The 18,302-nt window shown below is 44.8% G+C and carries 14 protein-coding genes; 10 read left to right on the forward strand and 4 right to left on the reverse strand.

Features of this window, described 5'->3' with window-relative positions; all coding sequences use genetic code 11:
- Positions 1-56: 56 nt before the first annotated feature.
- Positions 57-911 carry a TIGR01459 family HAD-type hydrolase gene (locus H6849_01715; GenBank protein USO01740.1) on the forward strand — a complete coding sequence of 285 codons (855 nt, stop codon included), beginning with the start codon at positions 57-59 and terminating at the stop codon, positions 909-911.
- Here the strand turns inward: H6849_01715 and H6849_01720 are convergent.
- Entirely contained in the window at positions 905-2,248 is a 1,344-nt protein-coding gene (locus tag H6849_01720; GenBank protein ID USO01741.1) for an amino acid permease, read from the reverse strand. The genes H6849_01715 and H6849_01720 overlap by 7 nt on opposite strands.
- A 21-nt stretch (positions 2,249-2,269) precedes the next feature.
- Positions 2,270-3,478 (reverse strand): multidrug effflux MFS transporter, encoded by a 1,209-nt coding sequence (locus H6849_01725; GenBank protein ID USO01742.1) that lies wholly within the window; start codon positions 3,476-3,478, stop codon positions 2,270-2,272.
- 120 nt (positions 3,479-3,598) lie between these two features.
- Between H6849_01725 and fabD the strand changes: the two genes are divergently transcribed.
- The 4 genes from fabD to fabF all read left to right on the forward strand — a co-directional run bounded on the left by fabD (position 3,599) and on the right by fabF (position 6,974).
- Positions 3,599-4,555 carry an ACP S-malonyltransferase gene (fabD, locus tag H6849_01730; GenBank protein USO01743.1) on the forward strand — a complete coding sequence of 319 codons (957 nt, stop codon included), beginning with the start codon at positions 3,599-3,601 and terminating at the stop codon, positions 4,553-4,555.
- Between the two features lie 23 nt (positions 4,556-4,578).
- Positions 4,579-5,316, forward strand: a complete 738-nt coding sequence (fabG, locus tag H6849_01735; protein ID USO01744.1) for a 3-oxoacyl-ACP reductase FabG — start codon at positions 4,579-4,581, stop codon at positions 5,314-5,316.
- A gap of 131 nt (positions 5,317-5,447) precedes the next feature.
- Positions 5,448-5,687 (forward strand): acyl carrier protein, encoded by a 240-nt coding sequence (gene acpP / locus H6849_01740; protein ID USO01745.1) that lies wholly within the window; start codon positions 5,448-5,450, stop codon positions 5,685-5,687.
- Positions 5,688-5,699: 12 nt separating this feature from the next.
- The gene (gene fabF / locus H6849_01745) at positions 5,700-6,974 is read left to right on the forward strand and encodes a beta-ketoacyl-ACP synthase II (protein USO01746.1); all 1,275 of its coding nucleotides are present in this window, start codon (positions 5,700-5,702) and stop codon (positions 6,972-6,974) included.
- Between the two features lie 161 nt (positions 6,975-7,135).
- On the opposite strand, the gene H6849_01750 is transcribed toward fabF, so the two are convergent.
- Positions 7,136-9,307: a hypothetical protein gene (locus tag H6849_01750; GenBank protein USO01747.1), complete on the reverse strand. Its 2,172-nt coding sequence runs from the start codon at positions 9,305-9,307 to the stop codon at positions 7,136-7,138.
- 55 nt (positions 9,308-9,362) lie between these two features.
- On the opposite strand from H6849_01750, the gene H6849_01755 reads away from it, so the two are divergent.
- From H6849_01755 to aspS, 5 genes are all read left to right on the forward strand, one after another.
- A complete protein-coding gene (locus H6849_01755) occupies positions 9,363-10,610 on the forward strand; it encodes an autotransporter outer membrane beta-barrel domain-containing protein (protein ID USO01748.1) in 1,248 nt (415 codons plus the stop codon).
- 55 nt (positions 10,611-10,665) lie between these two features.
- Complete coding sequence (locus H6849_01760; GenBank protein ID USO01749.1) at positions 10,666-11,445, forward strand: hypothetical protein; 780 nt, start codon at positions 10,666-10,668, stop codon at positions 11,443-11,445.
- Between the two features lie 85 nt (positions 11,446-11,530).
- Positions 11,531-12,733, forward strand: a complete 1,203-nt coding sequence (locus H6849_01765) for a hypothetical protein (protein ID USO01750.1) — start codon at positions 11,531-11,533, stop codon at positions 12,731-12,733.
- A gap of 147 nt (positions 12,734-12,880) precedes the next feature.
- Positions 12,881-13,393: a hypothetical protein gene (locus H6849_01770; GenBank protein ID USO01751.1), complete on the forward strand. Its 513-nt coding sequence runs from the start codon at positions 12,881-12,883 to the stop codon at positions 13,391-13,393.
- A 70-nt stretch (positions 13,394-13,463) separates the two neighbouring features.
- Entirely contained in the window at positions 13,464-15,254 is a 1,791-nt protein-coding gene (aspS, locus tag H6849_01775; protein USO01752.1) for an aspartate--tRNA ligase, read from the forward strand.
- A 253-nt stretch (positions 15,255-15,507) separates the two neighbouring features.
- On the opposite strand, the gene secA is transcribed toward aspS, so the two are convergent.
- Entirely contained in the window at positions 15,508-18,195 is a 2,688-nt protein-coding gene (gene secA / locus H6849_01780) for a preprotein translocase subunit SecA (GenBank protein USO01753.1), read from the reverse strand.
- Positions 18,196-18,302 lie beyond the last annotated feature (107 nt).

Consider the following 18,302-nt stretch of genomic DNA (forward strand, 5'->3'; position numbering starts at 1 on the left):
ATTTTTTATTAAATTTTAAAGGTTATGGTTAGGAACGTTTATTTTACGTTATGTATATGCACAATGAAAACCCTCATGCGGCTGAAAATCTTGCTGAGATTATAGCAAAATATAGCCTTCTCCTTATTGATTCGTGGGGCGTTTTGCAAAATGGTGATGACATATTACCGCCTGGTAAAATGCTTGTGGATTACATCCAAAACTACAGCGCAAACGTGGTTGTTCTGACGAACTCTCCTGAAAGAAACAGCCGTGTCCGCACAAATATTCTTACACTTGGTCTGGACATCTCTCCCGATATTGCTGTTATTTCAGCAGGAGAGATTGCCTATCAAGACATGTACGCACATAAAAAGTACCGGGGTAAAAAGGCTTACATCATTGATTATGATAACTATAGCCCCTATTTTGAGGGATTACCCCTGGTGTTTGTTAACCGCATTGAGGAAGCTGAACTTTTAATTGTACGCAGTATAAATCCTGATATTTCCAAAGTGAGCTCATACGCCGACACCATCCAGAAAGCCTGTGCGCAGGGAATTCCCATTGTGATTATAAACCCCGATGAAGCTGTTCAAAGTGGCACACAAACATTCGCGCGGCCGGGATCTATACTTCCATACTGCACCACAAATACAGATATTCTTTATTATGGGAAACCCTGGCCTCGCATATATTCACACATTGAAGTCATAAATCCTACAATAGAGCCATCAAAAATACTGGTTATTGGAGATTCACTTTATACGGATGTGTTAGGTGCAAATCTGAATGGGTACGACTCTCTTCACCTAATCCCTATCAATCATAGTGGTCATGATGTAAACACAGGAATTTTTGACTATATGTCCGAAGACATACGGAACAATCGATCCACATTATTAACCCCCACATATACCGTACGTTACTGAGGCAAAGAAGAAGTCTCCTGTTTCCATTGATAGGAGCTCTTTTTTGTTTGGCGTGCCCAAACGTAAAAAGGCACCCCCATCAACGTGAAAAGGGTTCCCGAAAAAACGATATCCCTGCCATTCCCATAAATAGCCCCTAGCGCATATAAAAAAGCCCCAGCTGAAATAAGGCTTGCACGAAAAATCTCTCGTTTTCGGGCATTTTTACGGGATTCTATCAGTAAAATAACATCTGCAACACTGGTGTAAAGATAAGGAAGAAGCACTGTAAATGTAGTGAGGTTAACAATGAACGTGAACTGACTCACAAAATCCAAGGTGTAGTTTACGCTCAAAAGAATACTTGCCAGCGTACTGGACAAAACAAGGCTAAACCATGGAACCCCTTGCCCATTTTTAGTTGCAAAAATTTGGGGCAAAAGATTTTCTTGCGCAGCTGCCATGGGGATTTGCCCCTGCAGAAGAATCCACCCATTCAGTGTTGCAAAGGCAGCAAAAGCACCAAACCCCGCCACAATCAATCCCATGTTTTGTCCATAAAGCTGTTCTGCAATCTGCGCAAAAGGAGCCTGCGCTTGGGCAAGAGCGTCCGCCCCCAGAATACCAAGGGCAACAATGTTAATCCAAATATAAATTACAGCCGCAAGAAGTGTTCCAAAGATTGTTGCACGGGAGATCGTTTTTTCCGGATTTTTCACATCTTGAGCAGGAATAGTAGCAGCCTCAAGCCCCATAAACGAGAAAAGTGTTAATGAAATTCCATGTGAGATAACATAGAGAAAATCCTTCCCTGGAGCCGGCGTCAACGGAAAAATATTGGACGATTTAATCTCAGGCAAACCAACAATTGCAATAAACCCCAGCGGTGTTAGCTTCAGCAGTGTGATAAAGATTTGAACACGTCCAAATGTTTGCGTCCCACGCAAATTAAGGACTGTGAGTATCCAAATAGCCCCCAACCCAAGCATAAGCGATACAAGTGGCTGTGTGGCTACCTGCGGATAGATAATAGACAAATAGCTAACAAACGCAATCGCAACGGCTGCATTACTGACCCAGTTTGCTGTCCAGTACATCCACGCCATTTGAAAACCCACAAAGTCACCAAAGGCATATTGTGTATAGGCAAAAGGCCCTCCTGTTTTTGGGAAGCGCCGGGATAATCGTGCAAATACCAGCGCCAGAAATAAAGCACCAATTGTTGTGCCAAACCAGCCCAGTATGCCAGCTGTTCCCAAGGCAGCAAGAGAACTGGGAAGCATAAGAATCCCCGTTCCTACAATATTTCCAACCACAAGTGCTGTAGTTGCCCAAATGCCAAGCGTTGGTTTTGTCATAGACGTACCATTTCCTTCTTATTATGTATGTTTGTCAATGTAGGGTGTGATTTGTTGTGGTTCATAGTAATGCCAAATACCCAGTGCGACAATATGCAAAAGCATCATAAAAATAACAATTGTGAACGCACGCGCATTGTACATTTTTCCCACAATTTCTACAGCAATGGCGGGAAAAAGCAGTTCAGCTGTGGTATAAGCAGCTGAAGCATACCCCTTAGCGTGTGTCGCCACTTCGATTGCACGTAAGCCGATATTGGGAAATAGCACTCCAAGACACGCACAAATTGGGATCATGCATGTAATAATTGTCAGCGGATGATCCGGCAATATCACTGTGACCAACACAAACGCAAAACAGCTAATAGTACTAAGGCTGAGTGTTTTTTCAATAAGTGCATCTGGTGAACGTGTGTTTGTCAAAAACCGATTGACAACGGTGCCCCCTATAAACACACACACGAGAACCAGTTGATAGTAGGGGTACTCATGCTCGGATATTTTAAAATGATCCAAAAACAAAAATGTCATACCAGAAAGAAAACTCCAATAGATACTGGACACACACCCAACAATCATGGCGTATTTCATGAAGATACGCTGGCGAAATAACTGCCTGTAACTTTCCGTCATTCGGGAAAAACAAAAGGGTTTACGATAACGAGCATCCAGTGTTTCTGGTTGTAGCAGAAGGATAAGAATAACCAACATTGCAGCAACCGCAACACTGATAAACGTCCAATGCCAGCTCACAAATGAAACGAGGTATCCCCCAAGCACAGGTCCTAAAGCAGGAGCAGCTGCACAAACGACACTCATAGTTGCCCGCGCTTTAGCAAACTGTCGTCCCGAATAAATGTCTTTTTGGACAGCCACCCCCACAGGATAGGTTACCCCAGCCCCTATTCCTTGGATAAGACGCAAGAATACAAGCATCTCAAGGGAGTTCGCATATGCACACGCAAAAGACATGAGGGCAAAAACCCCCAAACCAAGCAGAACAGTTGGCTTACGCCCGATACTATCCGATAGCGCGCCATAAAAAGGCGCTGAAAGCGCAAGCCCTGCGAAATTGCTACTCAGAGTCAGTGCAACCATTTTCTGCGTGGAATGAAACTCAAGCATTAAACATCGCGTACTCGGCAAATAGATGTCTGTCGCAATTTCGGTAATAAAGACACTGAGAATCGTCACGCAATTGATAAATCTCGGGGTTGTAAAAAAACGCATGTGTGGCAGTAACCCAATAGTTAAGGTGAAGGGAATGAAGGCGTTTAATGCAACCTTGACTCTTCTGATGAAGCATAACAGTATGTTGCCTTACTATAACGAAATGCGAACAGAAGTTCTATGGTTGTTTTTGTGTTTCCAGGACAGGGGTCTCAGAAAGTGGGTATGGGGAAAACCCTATCCGATACATTCTCTGCCGCTCGTGAAACATTTGATGAAATTGATGATGCCTTGAGTGACAATCTTTCAAAGATTTGCTTTGACGGATCTCCTGAAGATTTACAGGCAACATCCAACACCCAGCCAGCCCTCTTCGCAGCAAGCATGGCTATCTTGGCTGTTCTTGAAAAACACTACGGGTTTTGCCTGCACACGCATGTGCACGCACTCGCGGGACACTCGTTGGGGGAGTACACTGCCCTTGCAGCAGCTGGCTGTTTTAGTGTGCGCGATGGTGCCAAACTTCTACGTACGCGCGGAAAGGCAATGGAAAAAGCTGTTCCAGGAGGAAAAGGAACGATGGCTGCCATTCTTGGTCTTGATTACAAGGCGATCACAGAAATTTGTGATCAAGGACAATCCGAAGGTACATGTGTACTTGCTAATGACAACTGTGTGGGACAAGTGGTGATCTCTGGTGAAACGGCAGCAATTGCCTATGCCACAACGATAGCCCTGGAAAGAGGGGCTAAACGTGTCATTCCCCTGAATGTTAGTGGGCCTTTTCACAGTCCTCTCATGCAACCTGCTGCAGAGACTATGGCACGTGCGCTTGAGGGTGTTACCCTTTCCACACCCCGCATACCAGTGATTGCTAATGTTAGCGCTAAACCCATTGAAAAACCTGATGATATACGCATAAATCTGGTCAAGCAGCTAACAGGGACCGTACGCTGGAGAGAGTCTATGGAATACATATGCACCAACTATAAGCACACTGATTGCACCTCTATGGTTGTTGAGTTGGGCGCAGGTCGGGTACTAACTGGCTTAATGGGACGTATCAATAAAGAAATTATGGCGTGTAGTTTGGAAACACCCAGTGATCTTGACACATTTATGAAAAATATTACATAAAACTAGGTATAAAGGATATAATAATGTTTGATTTAAAGGGAAAACGGGCACTTGTAACAGGGGCCACCGGAAACATTGGGTCAGCCATCGCACGCACTCTTCACAACCAGGGCGCCCATGTGGTGATTTCTGGTACACGCGACGAAAAACTGGATACCCTTGCGAGGGAATTAGGATCACGAACCACAGTCATATCATGCGATTTAAGTGATCGCTCTGCTGTCACAGCACTGATACCATCAGCCATAGAAGCCATGAGTGGTCTCGACATTGTCGTAAATAACGCAGGGATCACACGTGACATGTTGGCCATGCGCATGAAAGACGAAGACTGGGACACCGTCATCAATGTCAACTTGAGTGCCGCTTTTGTTATTTCTCGCGAAGCCATCAAAACGTTAATGCGCAATCGGTGGGGGCGAATTATTAATATTGCATCTATTGTCGGTGTCATGGGTAATCCTGGGCAAGCCAACTACTGTGCATCGAAAGCGGGGCTTATAGGAATGACAAAGGCGTTGGCCCAGGAAGTCGCCGTACGCGGGGTTACCTTAAATTGTGTTGCTCCCGGCTTCATTGAAAGCGACATGACAGCAAAACTAAACGACACACAAAAAGGCGCTATCATGGGTAAAATACCTGCAGGGTCCATAGGAAGCCCTGATGATGTGGCAGCGGCGGTTGCTTTTTTAGCAAGTAACGAAGCAAAATACATTACCGGACAAACGCTTCACATCAATGGTGGTATGGCGATGGTTTAGTAGTCTTATTGTTGGGCACTATTTTTCCATACTGGTGTTTCGAATTGAAGTATGATAGGAAACAAACACAGGCTCATCAAGCCATACACTGTAACTCTCGTTGATGATACGAACATAAGGAAAGATTTATCATGGCAGATATCACAAAAAAAGTAACTGAAGTTATTGCAAAAACCCTTGAGGTTGACTTTGATAAGGTCACAGCTGAGTCCCATTTCGTCAATGATTTTAATGCTGATAGTCTTCAACAAATTGAACTTGTCATGGCTCTTGAAAACGAGTTTGGTATCCAAATTCCCGAAGAAGAAGCAAACAATATTCAAACAGTTCAAGACGCGATTGATCGCGTTATGAAAATTAACACAGCCTAGTAGTCTGTTTTTATGCGTCGGGTTGTTGTTACGGGTCTAGGGGCCGTTACTCCTTTGGGGGGGACCATTTCTGCGTCCTGGGATTCCTTGATTGCCGGAAAATCCGGCATTCGTACAGTTACAGAATTTCCTGTAGATGATCTTCCCTGCCACATTGCCGGTATGGTTCCCCACGGAGACTCTGCCATAGGGTTGTTTAATCCTGATGATTGGATGACAGCAGGAGAACGCAAACGCACAGATCCCTTTATCGTTTACGCCATCGCAGCCGCAACGCAAGCCATTGAAGACTCTGGATGGAAACCAACAGACACGCAACAATGCGAGCGCACAGGGGTGTTGATTGGATCTGGAATAGGGGGATTGCAACGACTTTATGATACCTCTGTGGATCTTCATGAAAAAGGCCCCCGATACGTTAGTCCGTTTTTTCTCCCTGCGATCTTAATTAATTTGGCATCGGGTCAAGTTTCTATTAAGTACGGTTTTAAGGGCCCCAACCACGCGGTGGGGACGGCATGTGCGACAGGCACCCATGCTATCGGTGATGCCGCACGGCTCATTGCTTATGGCGATGCCGACGTCATGGTCGCCGGTGGAGCAGAAGCAGCCGTATGCCGCATTGGACTAGCAGGATTTTCTGCATGCCGTGCCCTCAGTACCACATACAATAATACCCCGACAGAAGCATCTCGTCCGTGGGATAAAGGGCGCGATGGTTTTGTGATGGGAGAAGGTGCAGGCATTCTTGTTCTCGAAGAATATGACCATGCCAAAAAGCGGGGAGCAAAAATTTATGGCGAAGTTGTTGGTTATGGGTTGTCCGGTGACGCTCACCACATTACAGCACCCGCTTCCGATGGAGACGGTGGATACCGTGCAATGAAAGCAGCCCTTAAGAGTATCAAGAACCATACAGCCCTCCCGGCACAAGACATTGACTATATTAATGCACATGGGACATCCACCCCTTTAGGGGATGTTATCGAAGCCCTTGCCATTACGCGCCTGTTAGGGGCTTCGGCCCCTCAGACGTCTATCTCATCCACCAAGTCCGCCGTGGGTCATTTATTAGGGGGAGCAGGTGGCGTTGAAGCCGTATTCACAGTCATGGCACTTTATACCAATGTATGCCCTCCAACGCTTAACTTGCACACCCCTGCTGATGAATGTGCTCACCTGGATCTCACCCCACACACTGCTAAAGACAGGGGTATTTCTCTTGCGATGTCAAACTCATTTGGGTTTGGCGGCACTAATGCCTCCCTCGTATTTGCTAAGGTATAATTTTTTCCTTCTTCAGAGTTTTTTGTGAGCAACCCCTACGCTGTATTTATTGCAAAAAGCTAATGATCTTCTTGGAATCCCTCTTGAAGACCCTGTATTCCCTGTCGGTTTTCTGGTCGTCTTCCTTAGGAAAATCCTGCGACCCGACAGCCTTTGCTTTCTTAACCACCAAAAAGATGGTCATGGGGAAACATCTGCTTATGAATCTGGATGATTTTTTCACGGTGCTGAGGGTTGATGGGAATAACGTTGTTCACGCCGCGTTGAAGGGCTGAATATAAAAGAGCCACTCCTTCTTTGGTGGTGGCTGTAGATCCGAATAAATGAAACCCCCGAAACCACAACGCAACGGGATTATTGGGAGCAACGCGATCCATTTTATCCAAAATTTGTATAAGATTCACGGTATCATTCACACTGACAAGATAAGCAAGCGTCAGGTGAAGAACGGAAGCTCTTTGCGGCACACTATCCAAGAACTCTTGAGAAAACCTAATCCAGAACCTATAATCTTCTTCTTGCATGTGTTTTTTTAGTTCCGGATGTGTGCCATTCAGCGCCAAAAGATTTAAAATTAACACACGCGAATGGGGCATACGCTTCGTCTTAATGCCCTCATAAAGTTTATGCGCAAAGGCTTTTGTAACAGCAAAAGCCTCACGGGATGTGATTGTTTTTTGCTTTATCCCCTCCGGAGCAAGACTCAACCACAAGGAGAGAACTTTGTTCATCCGATAGTATCCTTGCAATCGATCAAGATGATTAAGATCTGAGTGTATAAATGCCATACTTTCAGAAACAAGTGTTTCTGGTTTTTCCGGCATGTGCGTGTTGCGTATCGCGTACGTCATAGACCCAAGACCAACGGCCGCTAAAGGCAAAAGCACCAGGCTCAAGGGAAGAACTTTCCATGCGCGTGCGAGTATCTTTCCCTGTATGGGTGAAGACAAGGGTTTATCTTTCAAAATAAGGCATAAAACAAGAATATTATAGGGTACACAACTCAAAACCTGAAACCAGGCAGAGCATAAAATAGTCATAGCAAAGAGATAAAAGCTCCCTAGATAGAAATATGCGTTGCGAAGGTTGGTACTGATGACATAAAGACTATATCCCCCTACAGTAACTCCCACCAAACCAAGGCTCACATAGTACTCTAGCGCGCTGTTATGGGTATGAAATTGGTCACGCACGAAGGATTCCCACGATGGGTTCCAAGAACTTCCTTGGTATTGGTGGACTTTTATAAGATCAATGTTTTGGGTTAATAACTGATCATAGGTTCCCCAGCCACGGCCCACAAAAATATCTACAAATCCTTGAAAAGAAAAATCATACGGCCATCGGGGTAAAACAATTTGAGCCAGATAACCCCGTGACTGTATATTATCAGGAATCCAAGAAAAATCAGGAGAAAGAAAGATGGCTACCATAACCAGAGAACCACCCAAAATCAGGTACAAAAAAAGAGCTTTCGATGGAGAAAAGATTCTTCTCATGGCATACATGGTTACACAGCCCAAAGTTCCAATACAAAGAGATACAGAAAATGAATGATTCATCAGTATGTACGCAAAAATCACGACAAGCATTCCCCCGCACAGGACTCCTGTACGCACAGAGCCACGCTGGATAAATAGGCCTTCATGCGACGCAATCCTTAGAAGAAACAACACAAAAGTGGGCAACAAAACAAAAATGATATAATCAGGAAACCAATGCGGAACGATACTCCGCAGGGGGGGGGATTCCCCAATAACGGTTAATCCAAAATCTTCCAACACAGAAGAGACCCGGTGCCACCCTTCTTCTGTGCCTAGCAAGGCAATACCTATGTGTGTAAGCCCCGAGAATAAAGCTATATTAAGGAGGGTTTTTCGGGTGCGTTCCTCTTGGCACAGGATACTAAATGTCAGCGTTGTTATCAAAAAACTCAAGAGAGACATAGCACCTTCGGCCATTTGTGCGGACCCCAGAAAACTAAGGACGGTGCTTTCATGAAAAAAAGAAAGCCCTACAGTTGTAATATAAAGAACAAAAATTACGTGGGGCAGAGGGGTTTTAAGCAAAGCAATAACTGAAAGGCGTGCCTTGGTCGCCATCAAAGCGACACCCTGAACAAAGCTCAGCAACCAAAAAGAAACATGGGCAAAATCTGAATCATGACAGTACCCTAGGTGGAAAATCGAAAATCCACTGAAAATAAAAATATTAAACGTTACCAATGAAAGAATAACAAACATTGTTTGTAAGGGCGTTGACAATTTTGTTGCACTTTCAACACACGTCTCATGAAAAATTTCTGGCACATTCGCTTTGGTAACTATTTTCATATCTACAATGCGTTATAAGGATAAAGTTTAGTAATAAGTAATTAGGGAAAAATCAATGATTAAAAAAATACAGAAGATCTTTCTTGTGTGTGTGGCGGCATTAACTGTCACTTCGCACGCACAAGCAAGCGGAACCTACAGTTCAAGTGTTCGTTCGGGTACATGGGTTTACATGTACATTGGTAATATGGGACAATCTGTTTACGCTTCCCTAACTGGAAAGTACGGGATGTACACAAAATCTGATTTGCTTGGAAACGGTACGGTTGTAACAAACAAAGCAACCACGTTGGCAAACTTACAAACCATGACAACGGCCATGAATCATCGCTTAGATGCGCTTGGTTCAGGTGGTGGAAAAATGGCGCAAGCCAACTCTGTATACACAACAATTGCAGGTCGTGGAAAAGGAACATCTGCTGGTTCTGATCAGATGAACTGGGGCTTGTGGCTATCAACAGCATACACAGACTATAAAGTAAGTGATCCATACATTGGTATTAGTGGTGATGTTTGGGCCGCAGCATTGGGTACTGACTATCGCTTGAATGATATGTTTACAGTTGGTCTTGCCCTTAACTATGCCCATGAAAATGCCAAGACAACATTCTTATCTGAGAAAGTTAGAAGTAATGGCTATGGTTTGACGCCCTATGCAAAAGTTGTTTTCAGCAAGAACTTTGATGCCGACATTATGGCCTCATATCTGCACATTACATCGAAGACATCTCGCAAAAACACCCGCTGGAATTATAACATCCTTTCAACATCTGCTGTTGATGGAACACTATCGGGTAGCCCAAAGGCCGACCAATTCAGTGGTCGTGTAGCATTTAATGCACACGTAGAGCCTGTGGAGTGTGTTATGGTAAGTGCCCAGATTGGTGCTGATTATGCCCAACGCAAGCAAAAAGCATTCTCTCAAAAAGCAAGCTTTAAGGTTCAAAACATGACTGATGATCGTGCAGTCAGTGCTGTTACGGCTAAAGCTGGTCGTGCCTTTGCTAATCTAAAGGTTGGCTTTATGATTGCAGAAGGTATCATGCCTTTTATCAAAGGTGGATATTTGTATGACTTGGTCTCCAGCAAAAAATCTCCTGAGTATGATGTTACCAACACAAACCCTCTCACAGCAAAAAGCACAGCGATAAACTTCAAAAATGATCGCAGCAACTACATCATGGGTGGTGGTATCATTGGGAAGTTTGATAGTTTCTTGATCACTGCTGAGTATTCTCACTTTGATGGGGCACGCAAGTTTAAATCTGATACGGGTATGCTTACAGTTCGTTATGAATTCTAAGTTTACGCAATACCTAATACAAAGGGCCATCCGTTTTGGGTGGCCTTTTTGCTTGATGATGTTAACAGCATGCTGCTCGCGCTTTGATCTTGATCGCCGTCACTCTGCTTTTAACACTCTCGTGAAACATCACCACCTTCTCTGTGACGATATTACCGCCGGAGGTTTTGTTTTACGTACAGCCTTTCGTGAAGGTTCCACGGATACTCTTCGTGTATATATTGAAGGAGATGGATTTGGATGGAAAAATGCCTATGAACCCTCTACAAACCCCACTCCAATTTCACCAGTTTCACTACACATTGCTCTCGCAAATGACATAGGGTCATGGGTTTATCTGGCACGTCCTTGTCAGTATACAATGAAGCCAGCTCATGCCTGCACCACCGATATGTGGACGACCCATATCTATAGCGCTCAGGTGATTGCAGCAATTTCAGCGGTGATTGACCACTATAAAAAACGCTTTCACCCCAAGCATCTTGAACTTATAGGATATTCAGGCGGCGGAACTCTTGCTTTACTTATTAAAGCGCATCGTACAGATATCAGCACGGTGACCACTATTGCTTCAAACATTGATGTTGCGGCGTGGACCCAATCCTTGGGACTAACTCCTTTAAATCAGGGGCTCGATCCGCGCAACTATCACCAGAAACTGTGTGGGGGTTCCTACCATTTTGTGTGGGGAGGACAAGATTCGACGGTTTCACAAAAGGTGTTCCAACCGTTTGTCAGGCGCTTATCTCAATGCGCCGACGTGACACAAGAAACATACGCTGAAAACACACATAGTCATGGATGGAATAATATTACCATAAAAAAACTCAAGTAATTAGTTATTTTTATATTTGTATATAATTATATAATTTGTTAATAACTTTATCGCATCATATTTAAAGAATAACCATTTTTTGATTATGAAAAATAAAAAAATATTAACTGCCTCTGTTTTAGCAACTATATTCTTTACCCCTGTTGCGGCTGAAATTATACTCGCGGAAGAAACGGCACTTCTGGGTGAAGAAAGCCCCTCTGTGACAGAAGAACCCCTGATTCTTGCAGAAGAACCCCTGACTGATGATGGTTCTCAGGCCTCTTTGGAGGATCTTTTAGTAGTCGGCCCTCAGGAGAGAAACGCAGATATCCTTGTGTCTGATGACTCTCCGCGCGTCAATACTCAAATAAGAGATCTAACGGACAAAATAAGTGATCTAGAGGGCGATGTATTAGCACTGGAGGAGCAAAAGTCTCTCACCAAGAGCCACATCGGAGATATACCCTCAGAGAACTCTTTATTTGTACCAGAGACAGACATGGAAAAAATCCTCCAACATCTTCATCAAATACTCGGTGATGTGAAACATACGCTTATGCCTGTGGTAAATGTGAAGGATAAAAAATCGGCTGGTATTATCAGCCGGGCCGAAGCTTCTGCATCGCTCGCATGGCGCCTGTTTATTATGCCCCAAAAAGGGATTATAGACATGGAATCTTCAGTGGAGAAGAACGATCACCCTATCGCAAAAACGCCGGGTGGTAGCGAAAAAACACCCTCGCCAGGGGGGTCCTTGGAAGCATGGGGAGTGGGCGTGGGGCCCCTCACGGTCGGAAATGATTCCCAAGGTTCTGGTATGGGGTTAGGAGTATCTGGTTATGGTCAACAAATTTACACCACCGTTATTAGAAGCTGTCGCAAGATTGTGGATCTATCCGTGCAGAGTTTTGGCCCTGCAAATCTTAAACAGGCCATAGAAAATGGAGGAACTGTGGCAGACTGGAATCGGGGTGCAGCAGCCAAAACAACGCAGGAAATCCTTACCATAGAACAGTCAGATTCGCCCATGGTAAAATCCTCGCGGATTGCTGTTTCTTTGGCTGGTTATCTTGCTAACAAGTGTGTTGCTGGTGGTTTCGGTACCTCACTCTGGGAGGCGCTGAAGGCCGTTGAAAATGTGATGAAATACGGGCCCTCTAAGACTATCGTTGAAAGCCAAGGCAACTTTGCACAGGCCGATACAAAAGCTATCGCAATAGCACTAGCACCCTCTGCGCCTGAAAAACTTGATCCCTCAATCAATGGCTCTCCTGAAAGAATTTACAACCTGAATGAAGTGCAGTAATTTTCATTCTATACAAAAGCTGGTGTGCTTCGCGTAGAACACCAGCTTTTTTTCTAAAAACAACATAAAAAGAGATACTTTCTCATTTGGGGTTTTCTTAGAAAGGTCATTAGTGCTAAATTATCATCACATTAATCGAATTTTGTTATGAAACAATTCTTACCGTATTTTCTTCTACCTGTGGCCGTAAGTGTGTCTGTCTCCGTGACGTTTATTGAGGCCTCTGATCCTTCACATGATCCGCTGAATGACTCGCACACGACGGGACAAACACATACGCAATCCCTGCGCGTTAGGCGTGTCAAACCGCTCTCACCACGGAATGGGCCGGAATCTCCACGCCCTTCGTTCACAGGTATTTTCGGGCGCCTGTTTGGTGAAATCACACCCCCCAGGCATAAAGCCAGTATTCCCACAACCATGAGAAAGGATGCAGATCTCTTCGGTGCGGAGGATGCAATACAAAAAAATATACCTGAAGGCTTTTCGCCTGATCTTCGGCCTGGGATAGAACGACCCTCTGAAGAAGAAAAAAAAGAAAACCCCCTTACGATAAGGTGTAGACCACCCTTTGCTCCCTTTGTACCAGGAGAAGAAATGCTTGATGTGTGGTCTAGATGGGAGCGCTGTTTGGATAAAAGTCAAGAACCTCTTCTTTGAAATAACCCTTTTCACGAGAATGGGGATTTGCTAAGTTGTCTACCAATTAGACTCCTATGAAAGCCTGTCCATGCACCCGTATCGTTCTCATTGCTGCCATGAGTTGCGCGCCTCACACGTCAACCAAACTGTTCGGTTGAGTGGATGGATTCACAATAAGCGTGATCATGGAGATTTAATTTTTCTCGATATACGGGATCATTTCGGTTTGACCCAATGTGTGGTTGAAGCAGGAAACCCGCACTTTAATCTCCTCGAGGGTGCCCGTATTGAAAGTGTCATTACGGTAACAGGGATTGTAGCTGCACGAGAGAAAGGGACAGAAAACCCTGATATTCCCACGGGTCAGGTTGAAGTTAAAGTGTCGGATGTTGTGATCGAATCCGAAGCCAAGGTCTTACCCTTTCAAATCAGCGTGGATGAACCCATAAATGAGGAATTACGCCTCAAACACCGCTTTCTTGATTTGCGACGAGATGGTTTACATAAGCGGATACAGTTACGCTCTCATATCATTTCTTCCATCAGACAACGCATGGTAAACCAAGGCTTTACAGAGTTTCAAACGCCCATTCTCACCGCGAGTTCGCCAGAAGGCGCGCGCGATTATTTGGTTCCCAGTCGCGTGCATCCGGGTACATTTTATGCACTCCCTCAAGCACCACAACAGTTTAAGCAACTTTTGATGATGTCTGGTTTTGATCGGTATTTTCAGATTGCACCATGCTTTCGAGATGAAGACGCACGAGCTGACCGATCTCCGGGTGAGTTTTATCAGTTAGACTTTGAAATGTCGTTTGTCACACAAGATGATGTCTTTGCGGCCATCGAACCCGTTTTACAGGGAATTTTTGAAGAGTTCTCATCAAAAAAAGTAACCCAAGCGCCTTTCCCGCGCATCACATACCATGATGCAATGCTGCACTATGGATCTGATAAACCTGATTTGCGGAATCCACTTGTTATTACTGATGTGACAACAGTGTTTACAGATTCGGATTTTGGTGTATTTGCAAAATCTGTTGCACAAGGAATGGTCGTGCGTGCTATTCCCGCCCCTCATACAGCCCAACAACCACGAAGCTTCTTTGATAAAATGAATGAATGGGCACGAGGGCAAGGGGCTCCTGGCTTGGGGTATATTACCTTTGAAAACGGTGTCGCTAAAGGGCCAATTGCCAAATTTCTTGACGAAGCTCGCCTGCAAAAACTTAAGGAAATTGCAAAACTTGGAAACAATGACAGTGTGTTTTTTGCGTGTGGCAAGGAGGCAGAAGCGGCAAAACTTGCAGGGACTGCACGCACGAAACTTGGAACTGAGTTGGGTCTGATTCCCAATGATCGCTTTGACTTTTGCTGGATTGTGGATTTCCCCATGTACGAATACAACGAGGATCTGAAAAAAATTGACTTCAGTCACAATCCCTTCTCTATGCCACAAGGGGGGATGGATGCCCTAGAAGGACAGGATCCTCTTGCTATTAAAGCCTTCCAATACGATATCGTATGTAACGGAACCGAACTTTCCTCAGGGGCAATACGCAATCACAAACCTGACATTATGCTCAAAGCGTTTGAAATTGCAGGATATCCTGCCTCTGAAGTGGAAGCGCGTTTCGGTGGGATGATTAATGCTATGCGCTACGGTGCGCCACCTCACGGAGGGTCAGCCCCAGGCATTGACCGTATTGTAATGTTGCTGGCCGATGTCGAAAACCTCCGCGAAATTGTGGCATTTCCGATGAACCAAAAAGCCCAAGACTTGATGATGGGCGCACCAAGCACGGTATCTGAAAAACAATTAAAAGAACTACACATTAAGCTCGACCCTCCAGTAGGTTCTCATAAAACCACGCAATAATGGAAATCCTTTTATTATAGAAGGAGCACAGACTGATAATCTCAAAAAATTTGGGGATGGGCAAAAGGGTAGTGGGTTTATGGCCCACCAGGTGACAGACTAGAGAATACAACCTCGAAGGGGGAACTTTTTTGCAAAGATTCCTGCTTTCTTATGTGTTGAGGGCATGGTGAGAGATATCGACACATATTGATGAATACACTTTAAAATGAACAGACTTCATAACCCCCTGTGTAACCAAACATGCGATCGGCTAACGACCACAGCAGTGCTTATAACGTTTTGCGGATCCACAAGGACAAGGGGAGTTGCGGGGAATGTACGCTTCCCAATGATCGGATGACTCATTATGATCTGTACTTTCATGCTCGCCTCCTGAAAGAAATTCTTCGGCATCAGGATTGGATGCCGTGCCATCAATAACATCGTCCTCAAACATTTCATCTTGAAGGGTTGCAATGGCTTCCTTATCGACTGTGAACAGCGCGAGCAGCTGTGTAGCGGATTCTTGGATCGTCGTCAACATTGTTTGAAACATAGCAAATGCTTCGTGCTTATACTCATTCAGGGGATCTTTTTGACCATAGGCACGCAAATGGATTCCTTGGCGTAAATGGTCAAGCCCTGCCAGGTGATCTTTCCATGTTTGATCAAGAACCCGCAGCAAAATCAAGCGCTCCATTTTACGCATAGCTTCGGACCCAAGGGCTTTTTCTTTTGTGGCCATAAGAACGTTTAGAAATTCCAAAACGCGTGCCTCGGCCACTTGCTGATTCATCCCAGCTTCAGTGATCCACGCATGCAGAGGGAAATCTTCATTGGTAAATTGTTTCAATTCGACCCCAATCAGTTCAATGGGCCATTCTTCCGGAAACGTACGGGGGGCAATGCAACGATTCAACGCATTGCGAACGGCTTCTTCGCGCATAGCGACAATGGTATCGCTAATGTCCTCGAGGGTCATAATGTCACGGCGCTGTTGGTAGATCACTTTGCGCTGATCATTCATCACATCATCATATTTCAAGAGTTGTTTGCGCACATCAAAATGGCGGGCTTCCACACGTTTTTGAGCACGCTCAAGCGCCTTCGTAACCCATCGGTGCCTGATCGCTTCTCCTTCTTTCAAACCTAGGCGCACAAGTGTGGCATCTAAGCGATCGGAACCAAAAATACGCATGAGATCGTCACCCAAAGAAAGGTAAAAAATTGACTCTCCTGGATCCCCCTGGCGCCCCGCACGACCCCTCAACTGGTTATCAATGCGTCGACTTTCATGGCGCTCTGTACCAATGACCAGCAATCCCCCCGCTTCACGGGCGATTTTTTCATTAGCGGCAATTTCAGCCGTAATTTTTGCCTTGAGTGTGGCAAGATCATTAGGGGATTCTTCTCCCGTTATACGCTTCGCAAATTCAATCTCTGCGCTTCCACCAAGCTTAATATCAGTTCCGCGACCAGCCATATTGGTTGCAATTGTTATTGCTCCCGGTTTTCCTGCTTGGGCAATAATCTCAGCCTCTTTTTCATGAAAGCGCGCATTAAGCACTTGATGAGGAATATTTTTTTCCTTCAAAAGACGGGAGATAAGCTCTGATTTTTCAATGCTTGTTGTGCCAACCAGAACCGGTTGGCGTGCCTCATGTGCCGCCAAGATACGCTCTTTAATAGCAACAAACTTTTCCTCAAATGTGCGGTACACCTCATCATCACCATCCACACGCCTAAGGGGACGATGAGTGGGAACAGAAACAACATCAAGGTTATAAATTTCTGAAAACTCTGCAGCTTCCGTAAGCGCTGTTCCCGTCATTCCTGCCAATTTCGGATATAATCGGAAATAGTTCTGATACGTGACGGAAGCCAACGTTTGGTTTTCCAACTGAATTGCGACTTTTTCTTTTGCCTCAATCGCTTGATGCAAACCATCCGAGTAGCGTCGCCCATCCGCCATGCGCCCCGTAAACTCATCAATAATAACGACCGCACCATCCTTGACAATATAATCTTTATCGCGACGATACAGAGTATTGGCACGCAACGCCTGGTCTACATGATGCACAAGAGCAATGTTGTGAACATCATAAAGGTTTTCACCCTCAATAAGGCCATGCTCACGCACAAGATCTTCTACGTGTTTTTGCCCCTGCTCTGTCAAAACCACAGAGTGGGCTTTTTCATCAATTTTATAATCCGTTTCCACTAACCTCCCAATGAGTTTGTCTGCTTTGGTATATAGATCAGAGGATTTTTCCGCGGCTCCCGAAATAATCAATGGCGTGCGGGCTTCATCAATTAAAATATTATCAACTTCATCCACAACCGCATAATTAAACGTCCGCTGAACCATATCATCAAGGCGAAACTTCATATTATCGCGAAGATAGTCAAAACCAAATTCATTATTAGTGCCATAGGTAATATCAGCGGCATAAGCCGCTCTGCGCTCATCATCAAACATTGTGTGTGTGATGATACCGACGTGTATTCCTAACATATCATAAACAGGTTTCATCCAATGCGCATCGCGTGCAGCAAGGTAGTCGTTCACAGTGACAACATGCACACCCTTACCTGCAAGGGCATTCAAATAAATAGGGGCAACAGACATCAGTGTTTTTCCTTCACCGGTGCGCATCTCCGCGATCATACCCTTATGCAAAATAATGCCGCCTGCCAACTGAACATCATATTGACGCAACCCCATTGACCGCACTGATGCTTCGCGAACAGTTGCAAAGGCGTCAACCAAAATATCGTTCAGGCTTTCTCCGCCTGCTATGCGTGTGCGAAAAAGATCTGTGCGTTCTTTGAGTTGGGCATCCGTTAGTTTCTGAACCTCCGACTCACGCGCGTTAATGGCTTCAATCGTTGGCATGATTCGGCGAATAAACCGATCGTTCGCAGAGGGGAAAAATTGCGCCAGAATCTTTTTAAGCATTATTCAAAATATACGTTATTTTATCGTACTTTCAGGTATATCCTAAAATGCAGATAAAAAAAACAGGAAAAGGTTGTCTTTTATAAGGCAAACGCGATATAGTGACC

The sequence above is a fragment of the Alphaproteobacteria bacterium genome (assembly GCA_023898725.1).
GTDB lineage: Bacteria > Pseudomonadota > Alphaproteobacteria > JAUHZC01 > JAUHZC01.

Bases quoted from the DNA above. Each gene is read 5' to 3' on its own strand.
- H6849_01715 (USO01740.1), top strand. From the start codon at position 57: ATGCACAATGAAAACCCTCATGCGGCTGAAAATCTTGCTGAGATTATA.
- secA (USO01753.1), bottom strand. From the start codon at position 18,195: ATGCTTAAAAAGATTCTGGCGCAATTTTTCCCCTCTGCGAACGATCGG.
- H6849_01760 (USO01749.1), top strand. From the start codon at position 10,666: ATGATGTTAACAGCATGCTGCTCGCGCTTTGATCTTGATCGCCGTCAC.
- H6849_01750 (USO01747.1), bottom strand. From the start codon at position 9,307: ATGAAAATAGTTACCAAAGCGAATGTGCCAGAAATTTTTCATGAGACG.
- H6849_01770 (USO01751.1), top strand. From the start codon at position 12,881: ATGAAACAATTCTTACCGTATTTTCTTCTACCTGTGGCCGTAAGTGTG.
- fabG (USO01744.1), top strand. From the start codon at position 4,579: ATGTTTGATTTAAAGGGAAAACGGGCACTTGTAACAGGGGCCACCGGA.
- H6849_01720 (USO01741.1), bottom strand. From the start codon at position 2,248: ATGACAAAACCAACGCTTGGCATTTGGGCAACTACAGCACTTGTGGTT.
- fabF (USO01746.1), top strand. From the start codon at position 5,700: ATGCGTCGGGTTGTTGTTACGGGTCTAGGGGCCGTTACTCCTTTGGGG.
- H6849_01725 (USO01742.1), bottom strand. From the start codon at position 3,478: ATGCGTTTTTTTACAACCCCGAGATTTATCAATTGCGTGACGATTCTC.
- H6849_01755 (USO01748.1), top strand. From the start codon at position 9,363: ATGATTAAAAAAATACAGAAGATCTTTCTTGTGTGTGTGGCGGCATTA.
- aspS (USO01752.1), top strand. From the start codon at position 13,464: ATGCACCCGTATCGTTCTCATTGCTGCCATGAGTTGCGCGCCTCACAC.
- acpP (USO01745.1), top strand. From the start codon at position 5,448: ATGGCAGATATCACAAAAAAAGTAACTGAAGTTATTGCAAAAACCCTT.
- H6849_01765 (USO01750.1), top strand. From the start codon at position 11,531: ATGAAAAATAAAAAAATATTAACTGCCTCTGTTTTAGCAACTATATTC.
- fabD (USO01743.1), top strand. From the start codon at position 3,599: ATGGTTGTTTTTGTGTTTCCAGGACAGGGGTCTCAGAAAGTGGGTATG.